Annotated in this window: 23 protein-coding genes and 1 other annotated feature; of the genes, 1 reads left to right on the forward strand and 22 read right to left on the reverse strand. The window is 42.2% G+C overall.

Features of this window, described 5'->3' with window-relative positions; translation table 11 throughout:
- Positions 1-75: 75 nt before the first annotated feature.
- The 10 genes from gloA to FGK98_RS06080 all read right to left on the reverse strand — a co-directional run bounded on the left by gloA (position 76) and on the right by FGK98_RS06080 (position 7,688).
- Positions 76-456, reverse strand: a complete 381-nt coding sequence (gloA, locus tag FGK98_RS06035; RefSeq protein ID WP_000157143.1) for a lactoylglutathione lyase — start codon at positions 454-456, stop codon at positions 76-78.
- A gap of 58 nt (positions 457-514) precedes the next feature.
- Complete coding sequence (gene rplT, locus FGK98_RS06040) at positions 515-874, reverse strand: 50S ribosomal protein L20 (RefSeq protein WP_000124830.1); 360 nt, start codon at positions 872-874, stop codon at positions 515-517.
- A gap of 51 nt (positions 875-925) precedes the next feature.
- Entirely contained in the window at positions 926-1,126 is a 201-nt protein-coding gene (rpmI, locus tag FGK98_RS06045) for a 50S ribosomal protein L35 (RefSeq protein WP_001125942.1), read from the reverse strand.
- Between the two features lie 32 nt (positions 1,127-1,158).
- Positions 1,159-1,689 carry a translation initiation factor IF-3 gene (gene infC / locus FGK98_RS06050; RefSeq protein ID WP_000848184.1) on the reverse strand — a complete coding sequence of 177 codons (531 nt, stop codon included), beginning with the start codon at positions 1,687-1,689 and terminating at the stop codon, positions 1,159-1,161.
- Between the two features lie 15 nt (positions 1,690-1,704).
- Positions 1,705-1,836 (reverse strand) — a sequence feature (ribosomal protein L20 leader region).
- Positions 1,837-1,993: 157 nt separating this feature from the next.
- Positions 1,994-3,178, reverse strand: coding sequence for a hypothetical protein (locus tag FGK98_RS06055; protein WP_138100470.1), 1,185 nt, complete (start codon positions 3,176-3,178; stop codon positions 1,994-1,996).
- Positions 3,175-3,768 (reverse strand): ATP-binding cassette domain-containing protein, encoded by a 594-nt coding sequence (locus tag FGK98_RS06060; RefSeq protein WP_138100471.1) that lies wholly within the window; start codon positions 3,766-3,768, stop codon positions 3,175-3,177. The genes FGK98_RS06055 and FGK98_RS06060 overlap by 4 nt, the downstream gene beginning before the upstream one ends.
- A gap of 47 nt (positions 3,769-3,815) precedes the next feature.
- Entirely contained in the window at positions 3,816-4,064 is a 249-nt protein-coding gene (locus FGK98_RS06065; RefSeq protein ID WP_049536309.1) for a hypothetical protein, read from the reverse strand.
- 113 nt (positions 4,065-4,177) lie between these two features.
- Positions 4,178-6,418 (reverse strand): DNA internalization-related competence protein ComEC/Rec2, encoded by a 2,241-nt coding sequence (locus FGK98_RS06070; protein WP_138100472.1) that lies wholly within the window; start codon positions 6,416-6,418, stop codon positions 4,178-4,180.
- Entirely contained in the window at positions 6,402-7,052 is a 651-nt protein-coding gene (locus tag FGK98_RS06075; RefSeq protein ID WP_138100473.1) for a helix-hairpin-helix domain-containing protein, read from the reverse strand. Before FGK98_RS06075 ends, FGK98_RS06070 begins: the two co-directional genes overlap by 17 nt.
- 66 nt (positions 7,053-7,118) lie before the next feature.
- Complete coding sequence (locus FGK98_RS06080; protein ID WP_138100474.1) at positions 7,119-7,688, reverse strand: GNAT family N-acetyltransferase; 570 nt, start codon at positions 7,686-7,688, stop codon at positions 7,119-7,121.
- 179 nt (positions 7,689-7,867) lie between these two features.
- On the opposite strand from FGK98_RS06080, the gene ald reads away from it, so the two are divergent.
- Complete coding sequence (gene ald / locus FGK98_RS06085) at positions 7,868-8,980, forward strand: alanine dehydrogenase (RefSeq protein ID WP_138100475.1); 1,113 nt, start codon at positions 7,868-7,870, stop codon at positions 8,978-8,980.
- 57 nt (positions 8,981-9,037) lie between these two features.
- Here the strand turns inward: ald and FGK98_RS06090 are convergent, their stop codons facing one another.
- The 12 genes from FGK98_RS06090 to proC form a co-directional block, all read right to left on the reverse strand.
- Complete coding sequence (locus FGK98_RS06090) at positions 9,038-10,024, reverse strand: PhoH family protein (protein ID WP_138100476.1); 987 nt, start codon at positions 10,022-10,024, stop codon at positions 9,038-9,040.
- A gap of 80 nt (positions 10,025-10,104) precedes the next feature.
- Entirely contained in the window at positions 10,105-10,320 is a 216-nt protein-coding gene (locus FGK98_RS06095; protein ID WP_001232084.1) for a YozE family protein, read from the reverse strand.
- Between the two features lie 12 nt (positions 10,321-10,332).
- Positions 10,333-10,923 carry a GrpB family protein gene (locus tag FGK98_RS06100; RefSeq protein WP_138100477.1) on the reverse strand — a complete coding sequence of 197 codons (591 nt, stop codon included), beginning with the start codon at positions 10,921-10,923 and terminating at the stop codon, positions 10,333-10,335.
- Positions 10,924-10,934: 11 nt separating this feature from the next.
- Positions 10,935-11,789: an RNA-binding virulence regulatory protein CvfB gene (gene cvfB / locus FGK98_RS06105; protein ID WP_138100478.1), complete on the reverse strand. Its 855-nt coding sequence runs from the start codon at positions 11,787-11,789 to the stop codon at positions 10,935-10,937.
- Between the two features lie 59 nt (positions 11,790-11,848).
- Positions 11,849-12,406, reverse strand: a complete 558-nt coding sequence (gene frr, locus FGK98_RS06110; protein ID WP_138100479.1) for a ribosome recycling factor — start codon at positions 12,404-12,406, stop codon at positions 11,849-11,851.
- 8 nt (positions 12,407-12,414) lie between these two features.
- Positions 12,415-13,152, reverse strand: a complete 738-nt coding sequence (pyrH, locus tag FGK98_RS06115) for a UMP kinase (protein WP_000002990.1) — start codon at positions 13,150-13,152, stop codon at positions 12,415-12,417.
- Positions 13,153-13,235: 83 nt separating this feature from the next.
- A complete protein-coding gene (gene trmFO, locus FGK98_RS06120; RefSeq protein ID WP_138100480.1) occupies positions 13,236-14,570 on the reverse strand; it encodes a methylenetetrahydrofolate--tRNA-(uracil(54)-C(5))-methyltransferase (FADH(2)-oxidizing) TrmFO in 1,335 nt (444 codons plus the stop codon).
- A 133-nt stretch (positions 14,571-14,703) separates the two neighbouring features.
- Positions 14,704-15,582, reverse strand: a complete 879-nt coding sequence (rsmI, locus tag FGK98_RS06125; RefSeq protein ID WP_138100481.1) for a 16S rRNA (cytidine(1402)-2'-O)-methyltransferase — start codon at positions 15,580-15,582, stop codon at positions 14,704-14,706.
- Positions 15,583-15,584: 2 nt separating this feature from the next.
- Complete coding sequence (gene yabA, locus FGK98_RS06130; RefSeq protein WP_000358229.1) at positions 15,585-15,902, reverse strand: DNA replication initiation control protein YabA; 318 nt, start codon at positions 15,900-15,902, stop codon at positions 15,585-15,587.
- 36 nt (positions 15,903-15,938) lie between these two features.
- Complete coding sequence (locus FGK98_RS06135) at positions 15,939-16,829, reverse strand: DNA polymerase III subunit delta' (RefSeq protein WP_138100482.1); 891 nt, start codon at positions 16,827-16,829, stop codon at positions 15,939-15,941.
- Positions 16,826-17,464: a dTMP kinase gene (gene tmk, locus FGK98_RS06140; protein WP_138100483.1), complete on the reverse strand. Its 639-nt coding sequence runs from the start codon at positions 17,462-17,464 to the stop codon at positions 16,826-16,828. The genes FGK98_RS06135 and tmk overlap by 4 nt, the downstream gene beginning before the upstream one ends.
- Before the next feature lie 120 nt (positions 17,465-17,584).
- The gene (gene proC, locus FGK98_RS06145; protein ID WP_138100484.1) at positions 17,585-18,382 is read right to left on the reverse strand and encodes a pyrroline-5-carboxylate reductase; all 798 of its coding nucleotides are present in this window, start codon (positions 18,380-18,382) and stop codon (positions 17,585-17,587) included.
- Positions 18,383-18,385 lie beyond the last annotated feature (3 nt).

Below are 18,385 nucleotides of genomic sequence, written 5' to 3' on the forward strand. Positions count from 1 at the left end.
TAAATTTGTATTAGTATACCCTTTCAAAGAAAAAAAGTCAAGTAGAAAACGAACATTCTACTTGACCTCACTGGATTATTTTTCACGAATGACTTCGACCTTGTAGCCATCAGGATCCTTGACAAAGTAATAGTTTGGTGGGGTTCCTGGTAGGCCTTTTGGCTCTGTAACCTCATAGCCTTTCGCGCTATGTTCTTGATGAAGTGCCTCAAGGTCAGGTGTACTGAGGGCGATATGGGCAAAGCCATCACCTACCACATAAGGACCGTGGTCATAGTTATAGGTCAATTCCAACTCGTAGTCATCACCCTCAAGTCCTAGATAGACAATGGTGAAGGCATAATCTGGAAAATCCTTGCGACGTAATTCTTTAAAACCAAAAGCGTCTTGATAAAATGCGATTGATTTTTCAAGGTTTTCTACTCGCAAGCAAGTGTGTAGCATTTTTGAAGCCATAGCTTTCTCCTTTATTTCTAAAAAGACTGGGACAATCCTGTTCCAGTCTTAAAAGTAATTATTTACCAAGTTTTGCTTTAGCTGCATCTGCAAGAGCTGTGAAAGCTGCTGCATCGTTAACAGCCAAGTCAGCAAGCATTTTACGGTTAACTTCGATTTCAGCCAATTTCAAACCATGCATCAATTGTGAGTATGAAAGTCCGTTCAAACGAGCTGCCGCATTGATACGAGTGATCCACAATTTGCGGAAGTCACGTTTCTTTTGACGACGGTCACGGTATGCATAGTAGTAAGAGTTCATTACTTGTTCTTTTGCAGTACGGAACAAGATGTGTTTAGCTCCATAGTAACCTTTTGCTAATTTAAGAATACGTTTACGACGTTTGCGTGATACAACGCCACCTTTAACACGTGCCATGTTTTATTTCCTCCAAATATTTCCTAGAATTGTTTACTTACTGTTAGGCTATTATTTCAAGCGAGTAAGCATTGCTTTGATACGTTTGAAATCTCCTGAATGCACCATAGATGCTTTACGAAGATGACGACGTTGTTTCTTAGTTTTTCCGTGGAAACGGTGAGAAGTGTAAGCACGGAAACGTTTAAGTCCACCAGAACCTGTACGTTTGAAACGTTTAGCTGATGCGCGGTGTGTTTTTTGTTTTGGCATGATTTTTTCTCCTTTATTTAACTTTCTGACAATTATTTTTTGTCAGTTGCTGGCGCCAACTGCATGAACATTTGGCGTCCATCCATCTTAGCTCGTTGTTCTATGATCGCAATATCTTGTGTTGCTTCAGCAAACTCGGCTAAAACTTTTGCACCAATCTCTTTATGGGTAATCATACGACCCTTAAAGCGAATAGATACCTTAACTTTATTTCCTTTTTCAAGGAATTTACGTGCATTGCGAAGTTTTGTGTCAAAGTCTCCCTTGTCAATAGTTGGACTCAGACGAACTTCTTTCACAGTAACAACACTTTGTTTTTTACGTTGTTCTTTTTGCTTTTTCTGATACTCAAATTTGAACTTACCGTAGTCCATAATTTTAGCAACAGGCGGTTTTGCTTGGGGTTGAATCAATACTAAGTCAACATTTGCACTATCAGCCAATGCTTGCGCTTCGCTGAGTGGCTTGATGCCTAGCTGTTCTCCCTCAAGACCGATCAAGCGAACTTCACGTACACGAATTTCATCATTGATGAATAAGTCTTGCTTTGCTATGGTTTTCACCTCTTTTTTATTATTAGAGAAAAACAAGAGCGGGCTCGTAATGATACAAGCCCGCACGTTATGATAGCGTTTCTTAGAAACTTTTCATCCGTAGGGCCAGGCAACTTGATGTCACAAGGCGAGAAGCTCTCACTTCTGCTTTTCTCAACTTTTATATGATACCAAGTTTTCTATACCTTGTCAAGATAAAAAGTCATTTTTTCGAAAAAGTTTCTGTTTTCTTCTTGATGTCCGCATCAAAAAGAGAGAACCTAGTTGGTTCCCTCTCTATGTTATTTTTTCCCTCACCTTCCATATAGGAATGCTAAGACCTATTAAAACCTTCCTTTTTACGTGAACTTCCCCATCTTTCGATAAATAGAATACCCACTAACAAAAGAATAATCAGGCAAGGAAGTAAGACCATCCCCATGCTCCAATTTAGATCTACATTATTAATCTGCTTAGGTAATCTTCCAGATAGAATCTCCACTGAACGCAAGTAAGTAAAGGGAATCAGATGGGCAATACTCTGAAGAGGCTGGATCGTTTGGATACCAAACAATAAGCCAACAATCCCAATGAGGGAAAGAAAGAGGACAGGCATTTTTTGCTTGAAAAAGTAAGCAATCAAGTACACGATTTCCACAATGACGATAAAGGCTAAGAAAGCTAAGAGCAAGCTAGGAAATAACACATCTTGTATCTTCCCAATAGTTACCTCTTGATTGGTTAAGCTATAGAAAGGGTAGGGATAATCTAACTGTCCAACACCACTTATTAGACTTCCCACTAGAAAAGAAAATCCACAGATTCCAATAAACAGCACACTTACATAACTCACCCCAACTCCAAGAGAGGACATGGCAAATGTCACTTTTGAAAAAGGATATAACTGAGCTGTATCGAGATTATTTTGATATCTTTCTGCAAACAGTTGTGTTAGCATGAAAATAATACCAATCACAAACAAGCTTGGGATGATAGCCTCTAAAATCCAGACAATCTGATCAATCCCGTGGGTCGGAAACTCCAAAGTATGTGCTTTTATGTTCAAGGGATACAGGGCTTGGTAAATCTTTCGTTGGCGGTCAACTGCCATTTTAAATTCAGAGTCAGAAGTCGGTTGATTTGACATAACTTCATAATTCTTCTCTTCATCTTGCCACTGCAAATAATAGGCTTCTTTCCAGCGCCCTTCTTTTAGTAAGGTTAGAATTTCTTTCTTTTGCGTTAAAAGATGTTTTTGTGATTCTAAATTACTTTTAACAATCTGGTATTCCTCCGAGTTGGTATCAGATATTTGGGAGAGTTTCTCTTCATATTCATTGATGACTCTCTCATTTTTTACAAGACGGGTTTCCAACTCGCTCTCCAAGCTGACGGAGTTTGCAGTCTGACTATTAAGATAAAAGGTAACACCGAGTCCAGATACAAATAAAGCTAAGATAATCCAGTTTAAGCGACTTTTGAAAACTTTTTTTAATAAAAATAGGCTAATATCTTTCATAACGGAACCTCTTCTATCTGCCCCTGACGAATGGTTACGATGCTATCGCAAATCCCCACTAACTCCTCTTTGTAGTGGGAACTTAAAAGAACCAGCTGCTCTCGTCTATCGATTTGTGCCAATCTATCAAAAAACTTCTGTCGATAATACTCGTCTAAACCATTTGTTACCTCATCCATGAGCCAGCATTTCGCCTGACTGAGGAAATACATAGCAATCACCAAGCGTTGCTTCATCCCTAAGGAATACTTACGAATAGGAAGGTTGATATAGTCAGACATTTCCCAATAGGCGATTTCGTCCCCCAAGTTTAGGTCTGACTTCCAGATATTTTTTATGAGACGAAGGTAGTCCATCCCACTTAAGTTTCCATCCAGCCATTCAATACTCTCATAATAAAATAAAGAAGGAGGGACTGCGATATTTCCACTACTAAGGGGAAGTAGCTTGCTCATGGCTCGGAACAGGGTCGTCTTTCCCGAGCCATTGATAGCAAGAAGGCCATAAATCCTGCCCTTTTCAAATGTGAAATCAACATCTTGTAAGATGACTTGTCGTGTTTTTAAGGTAACATGAGTAAGAGTTATCATATACAGCCCTCCTTTTTTTCACTCTTTAACGATTGATAGTTTCCTGTCTAGTAGTTAATGACCTCATAACGAGCGTAGTTCCAGCCTCCGCCAACTTTATACTCAGAATAGCTGTAATAACGAGACCATTCCGGAATGACCTTATATCTATATGCATGGTAATTCATTCTAGACTCATAGAAGGCATTCCAGTCATAGCGATAATTTTTAAGAACGGTCTTAGCAGATACACTAGACTGAAAAAGACCAATAGATAACAAACTAGCTAATAAAACAACTTTTGCTGATTTTTTCATGGTTATCATTGAATTTGTATCATTAGTATTGAAGACGCTTTCATTATATCGTTTTTCCCTGTATTATGCAACAGATTTTTAGTCCATTTCATTAATATATAACATTTTTCTTCCTATCGAACGCTTTCAATTCGCCAACTTTTCCAACCTTTAAAGCGAGTAGCTCCGTTCTGGTCAGTTCGGTAAACCTTACTCTTGATACTTTCCAGTCGTGTCAAGGTTTCCTGATGGGGGAGTTTTGCACGATTGTTCTTACCCACTGAAATGAGAGTAATCTCTGGTTTGAGTTTTTCTAGAAAAGCTGGATTTGATGAGGTTTTAGCACCATGTTGACCGACTTTTAAGACATCCACCTCTAAGGTAGGGTATTGCTTTAGAAGATCCTTTTCTCCCTTCTCCTTCAAGTTTCCAGTAAAGAGAAAGTACTTATCCATGAGTTTTCCATAAAGAAGGAGAGAATCATCACGATTCCCATCTCCAATCTTCCCTGGAGATAGGACTTCTAAGTAACTGCCAAAAATCGGAAAATTCTCCCCTGCTGTCACACTGCGTACCTTGGTTTGAGTCGCTTCTAATTCTGCCACAAATTCTTTCTGTGTCAAACTTCCTTTTGATACTAAAATCTCCCCTACATGGAAAGCCTTGGTCACCTCCAGCAAATCTCCAACATGCTCCTTGTCTGTATTGGTCAAAATCAGCTGATCAATCTTATCTACTCCTCGACTTTTAAGATAGGGAATCAAGGTCCTCTGGGCATTGCTGGTTGTAGACTTTTGCTGCCAAGCTTGGATTTTTTTGTCGGATTCTGCCTTACCTCCTACATCTATCAAGATAGTTTTACCAGTCATATCCCGTAGAAAAATGCTTTCTCCCTGCCCAACATCCAGCATGGTGATTTCATTTTCCAGCGGGTGTTTGGTTATGAAAAAGAGTCCCACGATAAAGAGGCTGAACCCTGCTACTCTTTTGATGTTTTTCCTAAAATCATAGACCAAGGCCAATGAAGCTAAGAGGAGAATCAAAAGCCATGCGTTTGGTTGTCCAAAGACCAAGGGCCTACTTGCCATCTGCGAAACCAAGCGAATGATGCTCTCCAGCCATTCAAAGACAAGGTTAAGCTGAGTGACTGGGTAAACAAAAGACAGAATGAATAAGATAGACAAAAGCGGTAAGAAAACCAAGTCAAACAAGAAGGAAAAGACAAAGGTCAAAAGGATAGACCAAGGCTGAAATTCTGCAAAATAGAAGGATAGAATGGGCAATATTCCCAAGGAAATGACTAGACTTTCTCTGGCAACAGCCTTGAGCCCCTCCCCTTCTTTGCTTGTCATGGTCAAGATAAAAGCATAGGCACAGGACAAGACACCTCCTGCTGTTAGGAAAAAGTTGGGCATGATGATAAAGAGGACAAGAACAGTCAAGGCAAAATTGTCCAAGCTCTTAACACCATGTTGGGCTAGTAATTTTTGTAAGAGACTACGAATGACCGAAGCTGAAAATCCTGTCAGCCCTGCATAGATAAGGGAAAAAGGGTAGATCAGCCACTTCAACTTTTCTTGAGTCAAGCCCAATCGCAAGAGGAGCTTCTTAAAGGATTCCATAAAAAATCCAACCTGCATACCTGACAAGGCAAAGAGATGGATAATTCCAAGACTGGAATAGAGCTCATTCATCTCCTCAAAATCAGTATCTAGATGTCCGAAAAGAAGACCTGTCATATAGTTGCGCATAGGATCTGGAAAGTGCATCTTAATCCAAACTACAGCCTTTCGACGTAAACTGGACAGATTTTCTCCTATATCCCAACTGCTAATCTTTTTCATTGACTGGATACTCTTGATAGTCAAAGTTTGGTAAATTCCTTGAGTCTTCAGATAGGATTGATAGTCAAATCCACCAAAATTTCTCTGACCTTCTGGCTCGGAAAGTTTTCCTTCTAGTTCAATCTCATGAAGATCTGTTAAGGCCTGAAAGTGCTCTCTCTCCTCCTCAGACTGGAGTTTATAGTAAACTTGGAAGGTGCGACCCTCAGCCTTGCCCCGAAAGGACAGACTATCTCCATTGACCTTAATAGTGTCAGGCAAAATCCGTACCCTCTCAACAGAATCCACTAGGTTTTGACTAGCTTGTGTCTGTTGCCAGTTTTGAAACAAAAAACAAAACCCAAAAACTCCACAAATCGCTAGAACTTTACCAGCCGATTTCCAAGGAAATTGGAAAAAGAGACAGACAAGCAAAAAAACAAAACCTAGCAGTGAGAGATAGGACGCTCCTAAAATGGCATAGTAAAGCCAAAGTAACAAAAAGCCCAGATAGATTAAGGGGATAGGAAGAGTCTTAATCCACTGTAACATAGTCTTTTAACTTTTCTATGGTCTTTACACCAATACCAGAGACCTTCTTGAGTTCGTCTACCGACTTGAATTTGCCATTTGCCTCACGATGGTCGATAATGTCCTGAGCTCGTTTCCCTCCAAGTCCTTTGACCTGTTTGAGTTCTTCTAGGCTGGCCTTGTTGAGATTGACCTTCTTTTCTTTACTTGTCGAAGAAGTCGTTCCAGAGGCGGTCTGCTGACTAGCTACTTCTTCCCCCTTTGTCGGGACGTAAACCAGAGCCTCGTCACTAACTTTCTGGGCTAAATTGAGCGACTTGCTATCTGCTTGCTCTGTCAAGCCACCAGCCTTCTGAACGGCATCATGAATCCGACTCCCTACTGGCAAATCATAAATCCCTGGCGATTTGACAGCACCTTTTACATCCACTGTGATATGATCTTGTTCCAGAGGCTCTTCTTTTTCTTCCTTCTTCACTTCTTTTTCAGCCGATGAATCCTTTGAAACGGCTGCAACTTCAGCCTGCAAATTCGTTTCCTTGACAGGTGTTTGTGACGTTGGTTTTAGTAGGAAAAATCCACCTACAAGCAAACCCAAACCAGCACAAATGACAATAATTTTATAATCTTTGATTTTCTCGATAATTGCTTCCATATTTTCTCCTCTCTTAAGTTATTCGCAAGAGGAAGAAAAAACAGTCGAAAATTTCTTTTCAACTGCTTATTTATTTGCAAAATAGTCTTCCTTGGTCAAGACATAATGAACTCTTGTGACAATTTGGCCTTCTTCATGCTGGTCCATACAAGCATATGGTTCTGCATGTGAAAAATGCATGCCTGATTTCTCCATGACCTTTCCAGATGCAGGATTGTCCTTATCGTAAAGGGCGGTCAACTTATTCATTCCAATTTTCTCAAAAGCTAGCTCAATCACAGCACGATTGGCTTCTGTCGTCAATCCTTGATTCCAATACTTTTGATTGATAATGTAGCCAATAGCTGCCTTCTTAATAACAGGATCAATCTTGTGCAAGTCAATGGTTCCAATAAACTGACCATTGCTTTTTAGTTCGATTCCCCACCGGCCCAAGGGATTAGCCAAGTAAAACTGAGCAATGTTGTTCTTAGTTTCTTCTAAGCTTTGATTTGTTGGAAAAGTGTAGCGCGTATTATCCTTGTCCGAGGCATAAGCAAACATTGCTTCCGCATCATCCAAGGTTACAGGTCGGAGCAATAAACGTTCTGTCTCCACTATTGGATACTGGGCTAGTTTTAAAAAGATTGATTCCATACACACTTCCCCCTATTTACAAGTATTTTCCTACTAGCTTATCAAAAAAAGCTCATCAAAGCAAAAGTTTTTCTTGATTTTCGAAACAGATTTATATAAAATAAAAACATCACGATAATCGGGTTTCTCTGTGATGTTTGATTTTAAAGACCCGAATTTAGAAAATGGAGTAAACCTATATGTTAATCGGAATCCCAAAAGAAATTAAGAATAATGAAAACCGTGTCGCCCTCACACCTGCTGGTGTCCATAGTTTGATCACCCGTGGTCATCGCGTCCTCATCGAGACAAACGCTGGACTCGGTTCAGGATTTACTGATGCAGACTATCAAAAGCAAGGTGCTGAGATTGTCGCTACTGCTAGCGAAGCCTGGGCAGCTGAGTTGGTCGTGAAAGTAAAAGAGCCATTAGCTTCTGAATATGGGTACTTGCGCAACGACCTGCTCCTCTTCACCTACTTGCACATGGCCGCTGCTCCAGAATTAGCAGATGCTATGTTAGCAGCAAAAACAACAGGAATTGCCTATGAAACTGTCCGTGACAGCCAAGGACATCTGCCACTCCTCGTTCCTATGAGTGAAGTTGCTGGCCGTATGGCGGTTCAAATCGGAGCTCACTTCCTTACCAAACAAGCTGGTGGCTCTGGTGTCCTACTTGGTGGTGTACCAGGTGTTCCAAAAGGAAAAGTAACCATCATCGGTGGCGGTGTCGTCGGTACACACGCTGCCCGCATCGCCCTTGGTCTTGGTGCTCAAGTGACTATTTTAGATATCAGTGCTAAGCGTCTCTCGGTTCTAGAAGAAGTCTTTGGAAACCAAATCCAAACTCTTATGTCAAATTCTTTCAACATCGAAGCAAGTGTGAAAGATGCTGATGTGGTGATTGGGGCAGTTCTCATCCCTGGTGCCAAGGCACCGAAATTGGTGACAGATGAGATGGTCAAACAAATGCGTCCAGGATCTGTCATCGTTGACGTCGCCGTTGACCAAGGTGGTGTTATCGCAACAGCAGATCGTGTGACAACGCACGATGAGCCCGTCTATGAAAAACATGGGGTGCTCCACTATGCTGTCGCCAACATCCCTGGTGCCGTAGCTCGTACTTCTACCATCGCCCTGACCAATGTGACCCTTCCTTACATCGAAGCCTTAGCAGGAAAAGGTTTTAAGAAGGCAATCACTGAAGATCAAGGCTTACGTGAAGGAGTTACAACTTATCAAGGTTACTTGACTAGCCTCCCAGTTGCCCAAGGCCTCGATAAAGATCACACGTCTATCGACGAACTTGTTTAAAGTTAGAGACTCATAAAAAAGCAAAAAGAGCAGTTCACATCTGAACTGCTTTTTTTGCTATTCTGTTTCTTCGTTCTTTTCTTCAACCTTAACTGGAGCTGGTTCATAAGCTCGGATAATCTGAGCGACAACTGGATGGCGAACCACATCCTTAGCTGAAAAATGAACAAAGTCAATTTGATGAATGTTCTTGAGCTTTTCTTGGGCATCAATCAAACCTGACTTGACGTTACGCGGAAGGTCAATCTGACTGATATCTCCATTGACAATCATCTTAGAATTAAAACCTAAACGCGTCAAGAACATCTTCATCTGCATGATAGTCGTATTTTGCGCCTCATCAAGAATGACAAAGGCATCATCCAAGGTCCGTCCACGCATGTAGGCGAGGGGCGCGATTTCAATGATTTCACGCTCCATAAGACGAGTCGTTTGGTCTTTGCCGAGAATCTGATACAAGGCATCGTAAACAGGTCGAAGGTAAGGATCTACCTTCTCCTTGAGATCCCCCGGAAGAAATCCTAGACTCTCACCTGCTTCCACTGCTGGACGAGTAAGGATAATCCGCTTGACCTGCCCACGTTTAAGGGCTGTCACTGCCAAGGTCACTGCAAGAAAGGTTTTCCCAGTCCCTGCTGGCCCAATTCCAAAGGTCACATCATGCTGTTTGACACTGTCCACATAAAGCTTTTGCCCCAAGGTTTTGACACGGATAGGTTTCCCTGTATTGTCCTTGATAATTTCTTCTTCGTAAAGGGCGACAAACTTGTCGATTTCGTTGTTTTTGACCATGCTAATAGCCGTCACTACATCTGGCGTCCCAACGGTCATTCCACGATTAACCAAAACCATCAATGCCTGGATAACCTGACGGGCTTCCTCACAGGCAGTCTCTTCTCCCAAAACCTGGACAATCTCCGTACGGGCATGAATCACCACATCGAGCTCTTCTTCCATCAAACGAAGATGACGTTCATTGGATCCAAAAAGATGAAACAAGTCATCCGGATGACTAAGTTGAATGTCTATTGAATGTTCCTTCAAATAAAGAACCTCTCTAATCCGTTTATTTCTTTTTATTATAGCAAAGAGAACAATAAAATACTAGCCTCATCTCATTGTCTCTAGTGTTCTAAGTATTCTTGCCAGATGGCGTCAAAGTCTCCTAGGTTGAAAGAGAAACTGGCATGCTCCTCCAAAAAACGACTCACCTCATCGAAATCATCCGTGTGTTTTGGAAAGGCTGACTCTTCAAAAGCGAGATCTGCCAAGATAGCTTTAGGGCTATTACTTTTAGGATTGCGCTCGGTCATGAGCCAAGTGTAAAATGATTTTCTCAATTCTTTCTCCTATCAAGACTTTTTTTGATGAAACTTTTCTGATTCTTGAAAATTACTGGACTTAGCTTCTGATACGTAGTGTTTTATAAAATCTGTTTTCGCATCTGTATAGGCATCTCGATTGTGTTCAAATTTTTTCCACAAACTTAGTTTTAATTCCTGATACGCTTGGGCGATATCTGGATGCTGGCAGAGATAATCTCTAAAATAAATCTCGTCATGATCTCCCGTCATTCGCAAATGTAGATGAAAAACTTTCTCAGCAAATCCCTTCTCTGTATAGCCTTTATTTAGAGAAATCCTGTTAGGACTCTCCGACATCACTAGCCAACCATTCTTCACCAATAAATCCCTAACTCTTGCTAAATCCTCTATTCTACCTACTTCTAACAGAATATCAACGATATTTTTGGCCCAAATATTAGGGATAGCAGTGCTACCGATATGTTCTATTCTTTGAATAACATTTGCACCTAATATTTTTTTCAGATTTGTTTTTTCCGATTCATACCAGTCTTTCCACTCTGACTTGTGCTCTACTAGAAAAATAGGAAAAAGTTGCCAGAGTTCCTCTAAACTCATTTCTTCAAGTTTCTTTATCATGTCTATAAGACCTAAATCAACTCTGTCCCAAACTGGTCTTGCTTGATTTTGCCAGCCTTCATCAAGCCACCGAGTGCTTTCTTGAACTGACCTTTAGAGATACCAAAGGTTGCTTTGATGTCCTCTGGAGAAGACTTATCATTCAAGGTCATAAAACCGCCACTGCTTTCCAAGTAGGTCAAAATCATCTGGGCATCATTCTCCAACATCTCAAAAGAACGTGGTTTGAGGGATAGGTTCAAGGTACGGTCCACTTCACGGAAACCGATGACACGCGCATCTAGCACTTGTCCCAAACGTGGCTCTGCGTAGCGCTCGCTAGGATGGATAAAACCAAGCATGTTATTCTCTGGGAGATAGACAAAGGTCCCTGACAGCTTGAGGCGGTAAACAATGGCTGGCCAGTTTTGGTTCTGCATGTTGTTGTAGGCAGGACGAGCCAGACGTTGGAAATCTTCTTGATAAGCCAAGAGTCCCCATATTCGGTCTTTCTTGTCCACTTCAAGACGGATGTAAAGTTTATCGCCTTTCTTAGGCCAGAGTTCCTTGAGCTCAGGGAGGATATCGAGTGACACAACGATTTCTTTATCAGGTAGACCGGTATCGACAAAAACACCCAAGTCCTTACGAACTTCTGTTACAGTTCCCCAACCAAATTGGTCCTGAGTAGCAGTCACCTCTAGAGTGGTCAAGCGGAGTTTTTGCTTCATATCCGTGTAGGCAAAACCTTTGACCGTATCCCCTACTGTATGTTGACCTTCTTCCTTGGCAAGTGCATAGGTTTGACCATCCTTTTGCACAAAGTAAAAACGGTCATTTTCATCGATGATGAGTCCAACGATAAAACTTGCAAGATTTGTATTCATATTTCCTTCTTTCGAATAAAACTCAGCCAGCAATGCCAACTGAGTTTTTCTGTTTATTTTTAGACTTCCAAAAGTTCTTTTTCTTTATTGGCAGTCATATCGTCGATGTGTTTAACAGCATCGTCTGTTACTTTTTGAATATCTTTTTCAAGAGTCTTCAATTCGTCTTCAGTGATTTCTTTTGCTTTTTCTTGTTTCTTAGCTTCGTCCATAGCATCACGACGGATATTGCGGACAGCCACTTTCGCATTCTCACCGACCTTCTTCACTTCTTTAGCAAGGTCACGACGAGTTTCTTCTGTAAGAGCTGGAATCACCAAGCGAATCACAGAGCCGTCATTAGCTGGTGTAATACCAAGATCAGAAGCGTTCAAGGCACGTTCGATGTCTTTCAATGAAGACTTGTCAAATGGCGTTACCAACAAAACACGCGCTTCTGGAATGGTAATTGAAGCGATTTGGTTAAGAGGAGTTTCGACTCCATAGTATTCTACATGTACACGGTCCAGCAAGCTTGCATTGGCACGGCCGGCACGGATTCCACCAAATTCACGAGCCAGACTTTGGTGCGAGTGGGTCATTCTCTCTTTAGCTTTTTCTACAATTGCGTTAGCCATAATCTTTCCTATTCCTTTTCTTCGATATTGTTTGAAACTGTTGTTCCGATATTTTCACCAAATACGACACGTTTGATGTTGCCTGGTTGGTTCATGTTAAAGACAACCAAGTCAATGTCGTTGTCCATAGAGAGGGTTGAAGCAGTTGAGTCCATGATACGAAGACCTTTATTGATAACATCACGGTGAGTCAATTCTTCAAACTTAACGGCTGTCTTGTCTTTCTTAGGATCGGCATTGTAAACACCGTCTACGCCATTTTTAGCCATAAGGATGGCATCCGCTTCGATTTCAGCTGCACGAAGAGCCGCTGTTGTATCTGTTGAGAAGTAAGGTGAACCAATTCCAGCACCAAAGATAACGATGCGGCCTTTTTCTAGATGACGAAGGGCACGTCCACGTACGTAAGGTTCTGCCACTTGTTGCATAGAGATAGCCGTTTGCACACGCGTATCGACACCAACTTGTTGCAATGAATCTGCCATTACAAGAGCATTCATCACGGTCCCAAGCATTCCAGTGTAATCTGCCTGAACGCGGTCCATTCCTGCTTCTGCAGCAGGTTCACCACGCCAGAGATTTCCTCCACCAATAACAAGGGCAATTTCGATACCTAAACTATGAACTTCTTGAATCTCTTTTGCGATTTTTTGAACTGTCTGGATATCAATCCCTACGCCACGTTCACCGGCAAGGGCTTCACCTGATAACTTGATTAAAATACGTTTATACTTGGGGTTAGCCATTTTTACTCTCCTTTTTTTATCCTACCTATTTTATCACAATTTCTAAGATTTTTATAGTGCCATGAGCAATTCTTTCAAAAAAATTAGACAGTTAAAAAATCCTCTAAGTCGGTAAGAGCACGTTCTGCAATTTTTTCATAACGAGCCTTCTTATCACGGATACGCTCGCCTTCTAACTCCTTGATAATGCCAAAGTTGACGTTCATAGGTTGGAAATGCTTGCTGTCAGCATGGGTGATGTAATGAGCCAGACTTCCAATCGCTGTTGTTTCTGGGAAAATAGCTGCGCTTTCTCCCTTGAAAAGACGAGCCGCGTTAATACCTGCAACCAGGCCTGAAGCTGCTGACTCGACATAGCCTTCCACACCCGTCATCTGACCAGCAAAGAAGAGATTTGACTGCTTCTTAGAACGATAGGTCTGCTCAAGAAGATTTGGTGAATCCATGTAAGAATTGCGGTGCATGACACCATAACGAACAAACTCCGCATTTTCAAGACCTGGAATCATTTGGAAGACACGCTTTTGTTCTCCCCATTTGAGGTGGGTCTGGAAACCGACGATATTGTAGAGACTACCAGCTGCATTATCCTGACGGAGCTGGACAACAGCGTACGGTGTCTTAAAGTCGCCATCTCGAGGGCCAGTATAGTCGTCCGGGTACTCCAGACCAACTGGTTTCATAGGACCATAAAGCATGGTTTTAATACCACGTTTTGCCATGACTTCGATAGGCATACAACCTTCAAAGTACTTTTCTTTTTCAAAAGAATTGAGCGGAGTTTCTTCCGCATGGACCAAGGCTTCATGGAAATCCATAAATTCTTGTTTGGTCATAGGAGCGTTAAGATAGGCCGCTTCTCCTTTGTCATAACGAGACTTGAGATAGACCTTGCTCATATCGATAGTGTTGACATCGATAATAGGTGCTGCCGCGTCGTAGAAATAGAAACCATCGCCGTCATTAAGGGCATGAATCTTTTCAGCTAGGGCGTCGCTGGTCAAAGGACCAGTAGCGACAACAGTAATAACGTCAGTTGGCAATTCTGTAATTTCATCGCGAACAACTTCAATCAAGGGATGGTTGACCACTTTTTCAGTCACCATTTGGGAGAAACCATCGCGATCCACCGCAAGGGCACCACCTGCAGGAACACGTGTAGCTTCAGCAGATTCCAAAATGACAGATCCCAAGCGACGCATTTCTTCCTTGAGAAGTCCAACCGCATTGGTCAAAGCATCCCCACGTAGGGAATTGGAACAAACTAACTCTGCAAAATTGTCTGTTTTGTGCTGAGGTGTTGACTTGACACCACGCATTTCATAGAGTTTAACTGGAATACCACGTTCTGCGATTTGGTAGGCTGCTTCAGAACCTGCCAAACCTGCTCCGATAACATTGATATAAGATTGAGACACGACACTAATACCTCTTTGGGTGGAACCTCAGTCCAAATAAAAACAAGCCACTGGACTTTTTGGCACCCACAAATCTTTCTAATTTTTCTTTTACTAGTATAACAAAAAAAGGGAAGAAGGCAAACTTCCCTGTTTAGTCATTTTCTTGATTTTCTTCCCAATCGTGGTAGGCAGCGTAGAGCTGGCTTTTATTCCACTGGTAGAGTTTCGCAACTTCCTTAATGGCTTGATTTTTCTTCATACCTTGCTGGATTCGCGCTTGGATTTCTGAAAACAAGTCCTCCTCGTTCTTTTCCTCTACATCCTGACTGGCACCTTCAACGATGAGAAGGCACTCGCCCTTGAGTGGCGTTTCAGCGATGTTTTCTAATAACTCAGAGATGGTACCTCGTTGGTATTCTTCATAGATTTTAGTCAATTCCCTGACCAAGACGACCGAGCGATCGCCGTAAACTGCTAGCATGTTTTCTAGCGTATCCGCTACACGGTGGGGCGATTCATAGAAAATCTGAGTTTCAGGATAGTCTTTTTTTAAGTCGAAAAATTGCTTTTGCTGGCCTGATTTTCTCGGTAAGAAACCGTAAAAGATATGTGGTTGTGGCGCCAAACCACTAGCAATCAAGGCAGAAATTCCTGCAGAGGCACCTGGAACTGTGACAACTGCAATCTCTTCTTCGATAGCTGCCTTGACTAAATCGTGACCAGGATCCGAGATGCTAGGCAGACCCGCATCGGAGACCTGAGCAATACTTTGTCCTGCTTTCAGAAAACTAATCAAGTCAGGAATCTTTTCCTTGGCATTGTGCTCGTGAAAACTGATCTGCTTAGTGGAAATGTCAAAATGCTTGAGCAAAAGACCCGTATTGCGCGTGTCCTCAGCAGCAATCCAGTCCACCTCTTTCAAGGTCTGGATAGCACGAAAGGTCATGTCATCTAAATTGCCAATCGGCGTTGCTACTAAGTAAAGCTTGCCATAGGGAGTTTGCCCCTTAAAACTTTTTTGAATCTGCATGCCTACTCCCTGTATAACAACTCGTCACAGAACATACATTCCTCGTCCTGCTCTCGGCGTTGTCCATAAAAATCATTACATACGTGAAACCCGTCTTTATAGATCCGACGGACGCTTTCACGAACATGCTTGGCCTTAACAGGTGTATCTGCTTCTACCTCGCCTAAGCGTTCGCGCAACTTACTATTTTCCAAACGAAGAGCTGTATTTTCTTCTACCAGGCTCTTGAGATTTTTCTTGATGGCTTCCACATCAGCCAAGGTCACCAATAACTGTTGAGAAAAATCGTCTAGCGCATCAAATAATTCTTTTTTGTCCATAAACCAGCCCTTTCCTTTCTTTATCCTTCATTGAGTTTATATTTCTTTCAAGACCAGATATTCCATGGCATTTTGAAAGCTGACATTAGCCTGCCACATTTTTCTAGCTTCTAGCAAATCTTGTAAAATCTGTCGAATCCTTGCTTGCAAGAGATCCTGCCCACAGAGGACTTCGAGGATTCTCAAGACCTGATCTTGTTTTTCCTTGTCATCTGCCAAGCTAGCTAATTTAGCAACTTGGAGAAAACTTTCTTTTTTCTTAGCTAATAACCAAGTTAGCAGGCGTTCACTCTCATCAACCAAGATCCAAAAACTTGCCTGGTTTGCCAACTTTTCTGCTTCAGCTCGCGATTGACAAAACTGGGCTAAAAGAGTCGCTTTTTTCTTGACCAGACCTGCTTGTTCTAATTGATGGATCAGCTTTTCTTCTTGCTTTTTAAAGTGGAAAATCTGTGTCCGACTTCGGATAGTCGGCAACATCTTTTCCTCATCGCTAGTCAAGAAGAAAATATAAACTTCACTCTGAGGTTCTTCGATGACCTTGAGCAGAGAATTGGCTGCGTTGGGATGCATTTTCTCAGCTTCCTCGATAATAAAAACCTGTTGCTGGCTTTCAATCCCTGCTTGGGAAAACTGACCCACCAATTCTCGAATCCGTTCTGTCTTGATGACCTGATTGACTGGCTTGATTAAAGTAACATCGGGAAATTCTTCCTGCTCAATCAGCTTGCAGTTTCGGCATTTCTCACATGGTAGAACGCCTACTTTATCCCTACAAAAGAGGCTCTTAGCCAAAAATTGCGCCATTTCCAAGCTTCCAAAGAAACCTGAAAAAAGATAGGCGTGATTAAGCTGGTCTTGTTCTAAAATACGGACGAAGCGGTCAAATTGCTCTGGTTGCCAAGCCTTTAGTTGATCTTGTTTCATTTTGCCAATCCCATTCTCTCAAACAAGACAGTTTTGGTAGCTTCCACAACTTGCTCCAAAGGAAGACTGGCATCAATCTTGGCAATACGACTTCCTTCTTTTTCCAGAAGAGAGAGGTAGCCTTGACGGACTTTTTTATGCAAGTCCAAACCTTCCAAGTCTAAACGATTGACCTCGCGATCACTGTTAGCTGCTATGCGAGCCAGCCCTTCTTCCACCTCGATGTCAAAATAGAGTGTCAAGTCGGGTTTGAGGCCATCTGTCGCAAAGTGATTGAGCCAATCAATGGCATCAATATCTAAGCCTCGGCCAAATCCCTGATAAGCAACGGAACTATCGATGAAGCGGTCCATAATGACCAACTTGCCAGCTTCGAGTGCTGGGAGAACTTTTTCCACCAAGTGCTGTCTGCGACTGGCGATATAGAGAAGGAGCTCTGTTTTAGGATCCATCTGAGTATGACTTGGATCCAAAATCACTTGACGAATCTTCTCCCCAATCAAGACTCCACCTGGCTCACGGGTGGTCAGCACCTCTACTCCTTTTTCCTCTAAAATTGGGAGCAGAGCCTCTAAAACACTGGTCTTTCCTGCTCCCTCTGGTCCCTCAAGAGAGACTAAAAATCCTTTTGACATGTCTAACTCATTTCTTTTTTTCTACCTTCTATTCTATCAAAAAAATAGGTTTTTGTGACAATCTTTTTGTGTCTTCTCATTTCAATCGACCATAAAAGAGGCTTGGTGTCATCCAACCTCTTATTTACCTAGTTCTTGTGTTCGTTTGTAGGCTTGATGAACTGCATCCATAACTGTCCCTCGAAAAGCATGCGCTTCTAGACTCGCTACACCAGCGATAGTCGAACCGCTTGGGCTACAAACTTGATCTTTTAAGACCCCAGGATGCTCTTGGGTTTCTAGGAGCAATTTCCCAGCTCCTACCACAGTTTGAGCTGCCATTTTCAATGCCGTTTCTCGTGGCAATCCTGTCTGTACACCCGCATCTGCCAAAGCCTCGATAAAGAGGTAGACAAAAGCTGGTCCACAACCTGCGAGACCTGTCGCCGCATCGATTAAGCCGTCTCCCAGCTCAACCAATAGACCAGCCTTGTCTAAAAGCTGACAAAAAAAGTCACTGTCCTCGGCACGACAGTTTGCTGACATGGCATAACTAATCACTCCTTGACCGATAGCCACTGGAGTATTGGGCATGATGCGAATGATTCGGTGTTGACTTGGCAGAAGACTTGCCAGTTTTTCCAAGGTCAATCCAGCCGCCATGGAAATCAAAAGAAGACTCTCTCGTTTTTCAAGGATAGTCTGATATTGAGAAAGTAAGTCTGAAAACTGAGCAGGTTTAACTCCTAGAAAAATCACATCTGCTTCTGCAAAAATTTCTTCATTACTGGAAGCCTGGCCACCGAAATTGGCGATGAAAGCATCTACTTTTGCTTGACTACGATTGGCAAGGAGAATCTGAGCACCCGTCTTGGCCTGCAAGACAGCCTTAGCCAAGCTAGCTCCCATATTTCCCAAACCGATAAATCCAATCTTCATCTC

The organism is Streptococcus australis (assembly GCF_901543175.1).
GTDB lineage: Bacteria > Bacillota > Bacilli > Lactobacillales > Streptococcaceae > Streptococcus > Streptococcus australis_A.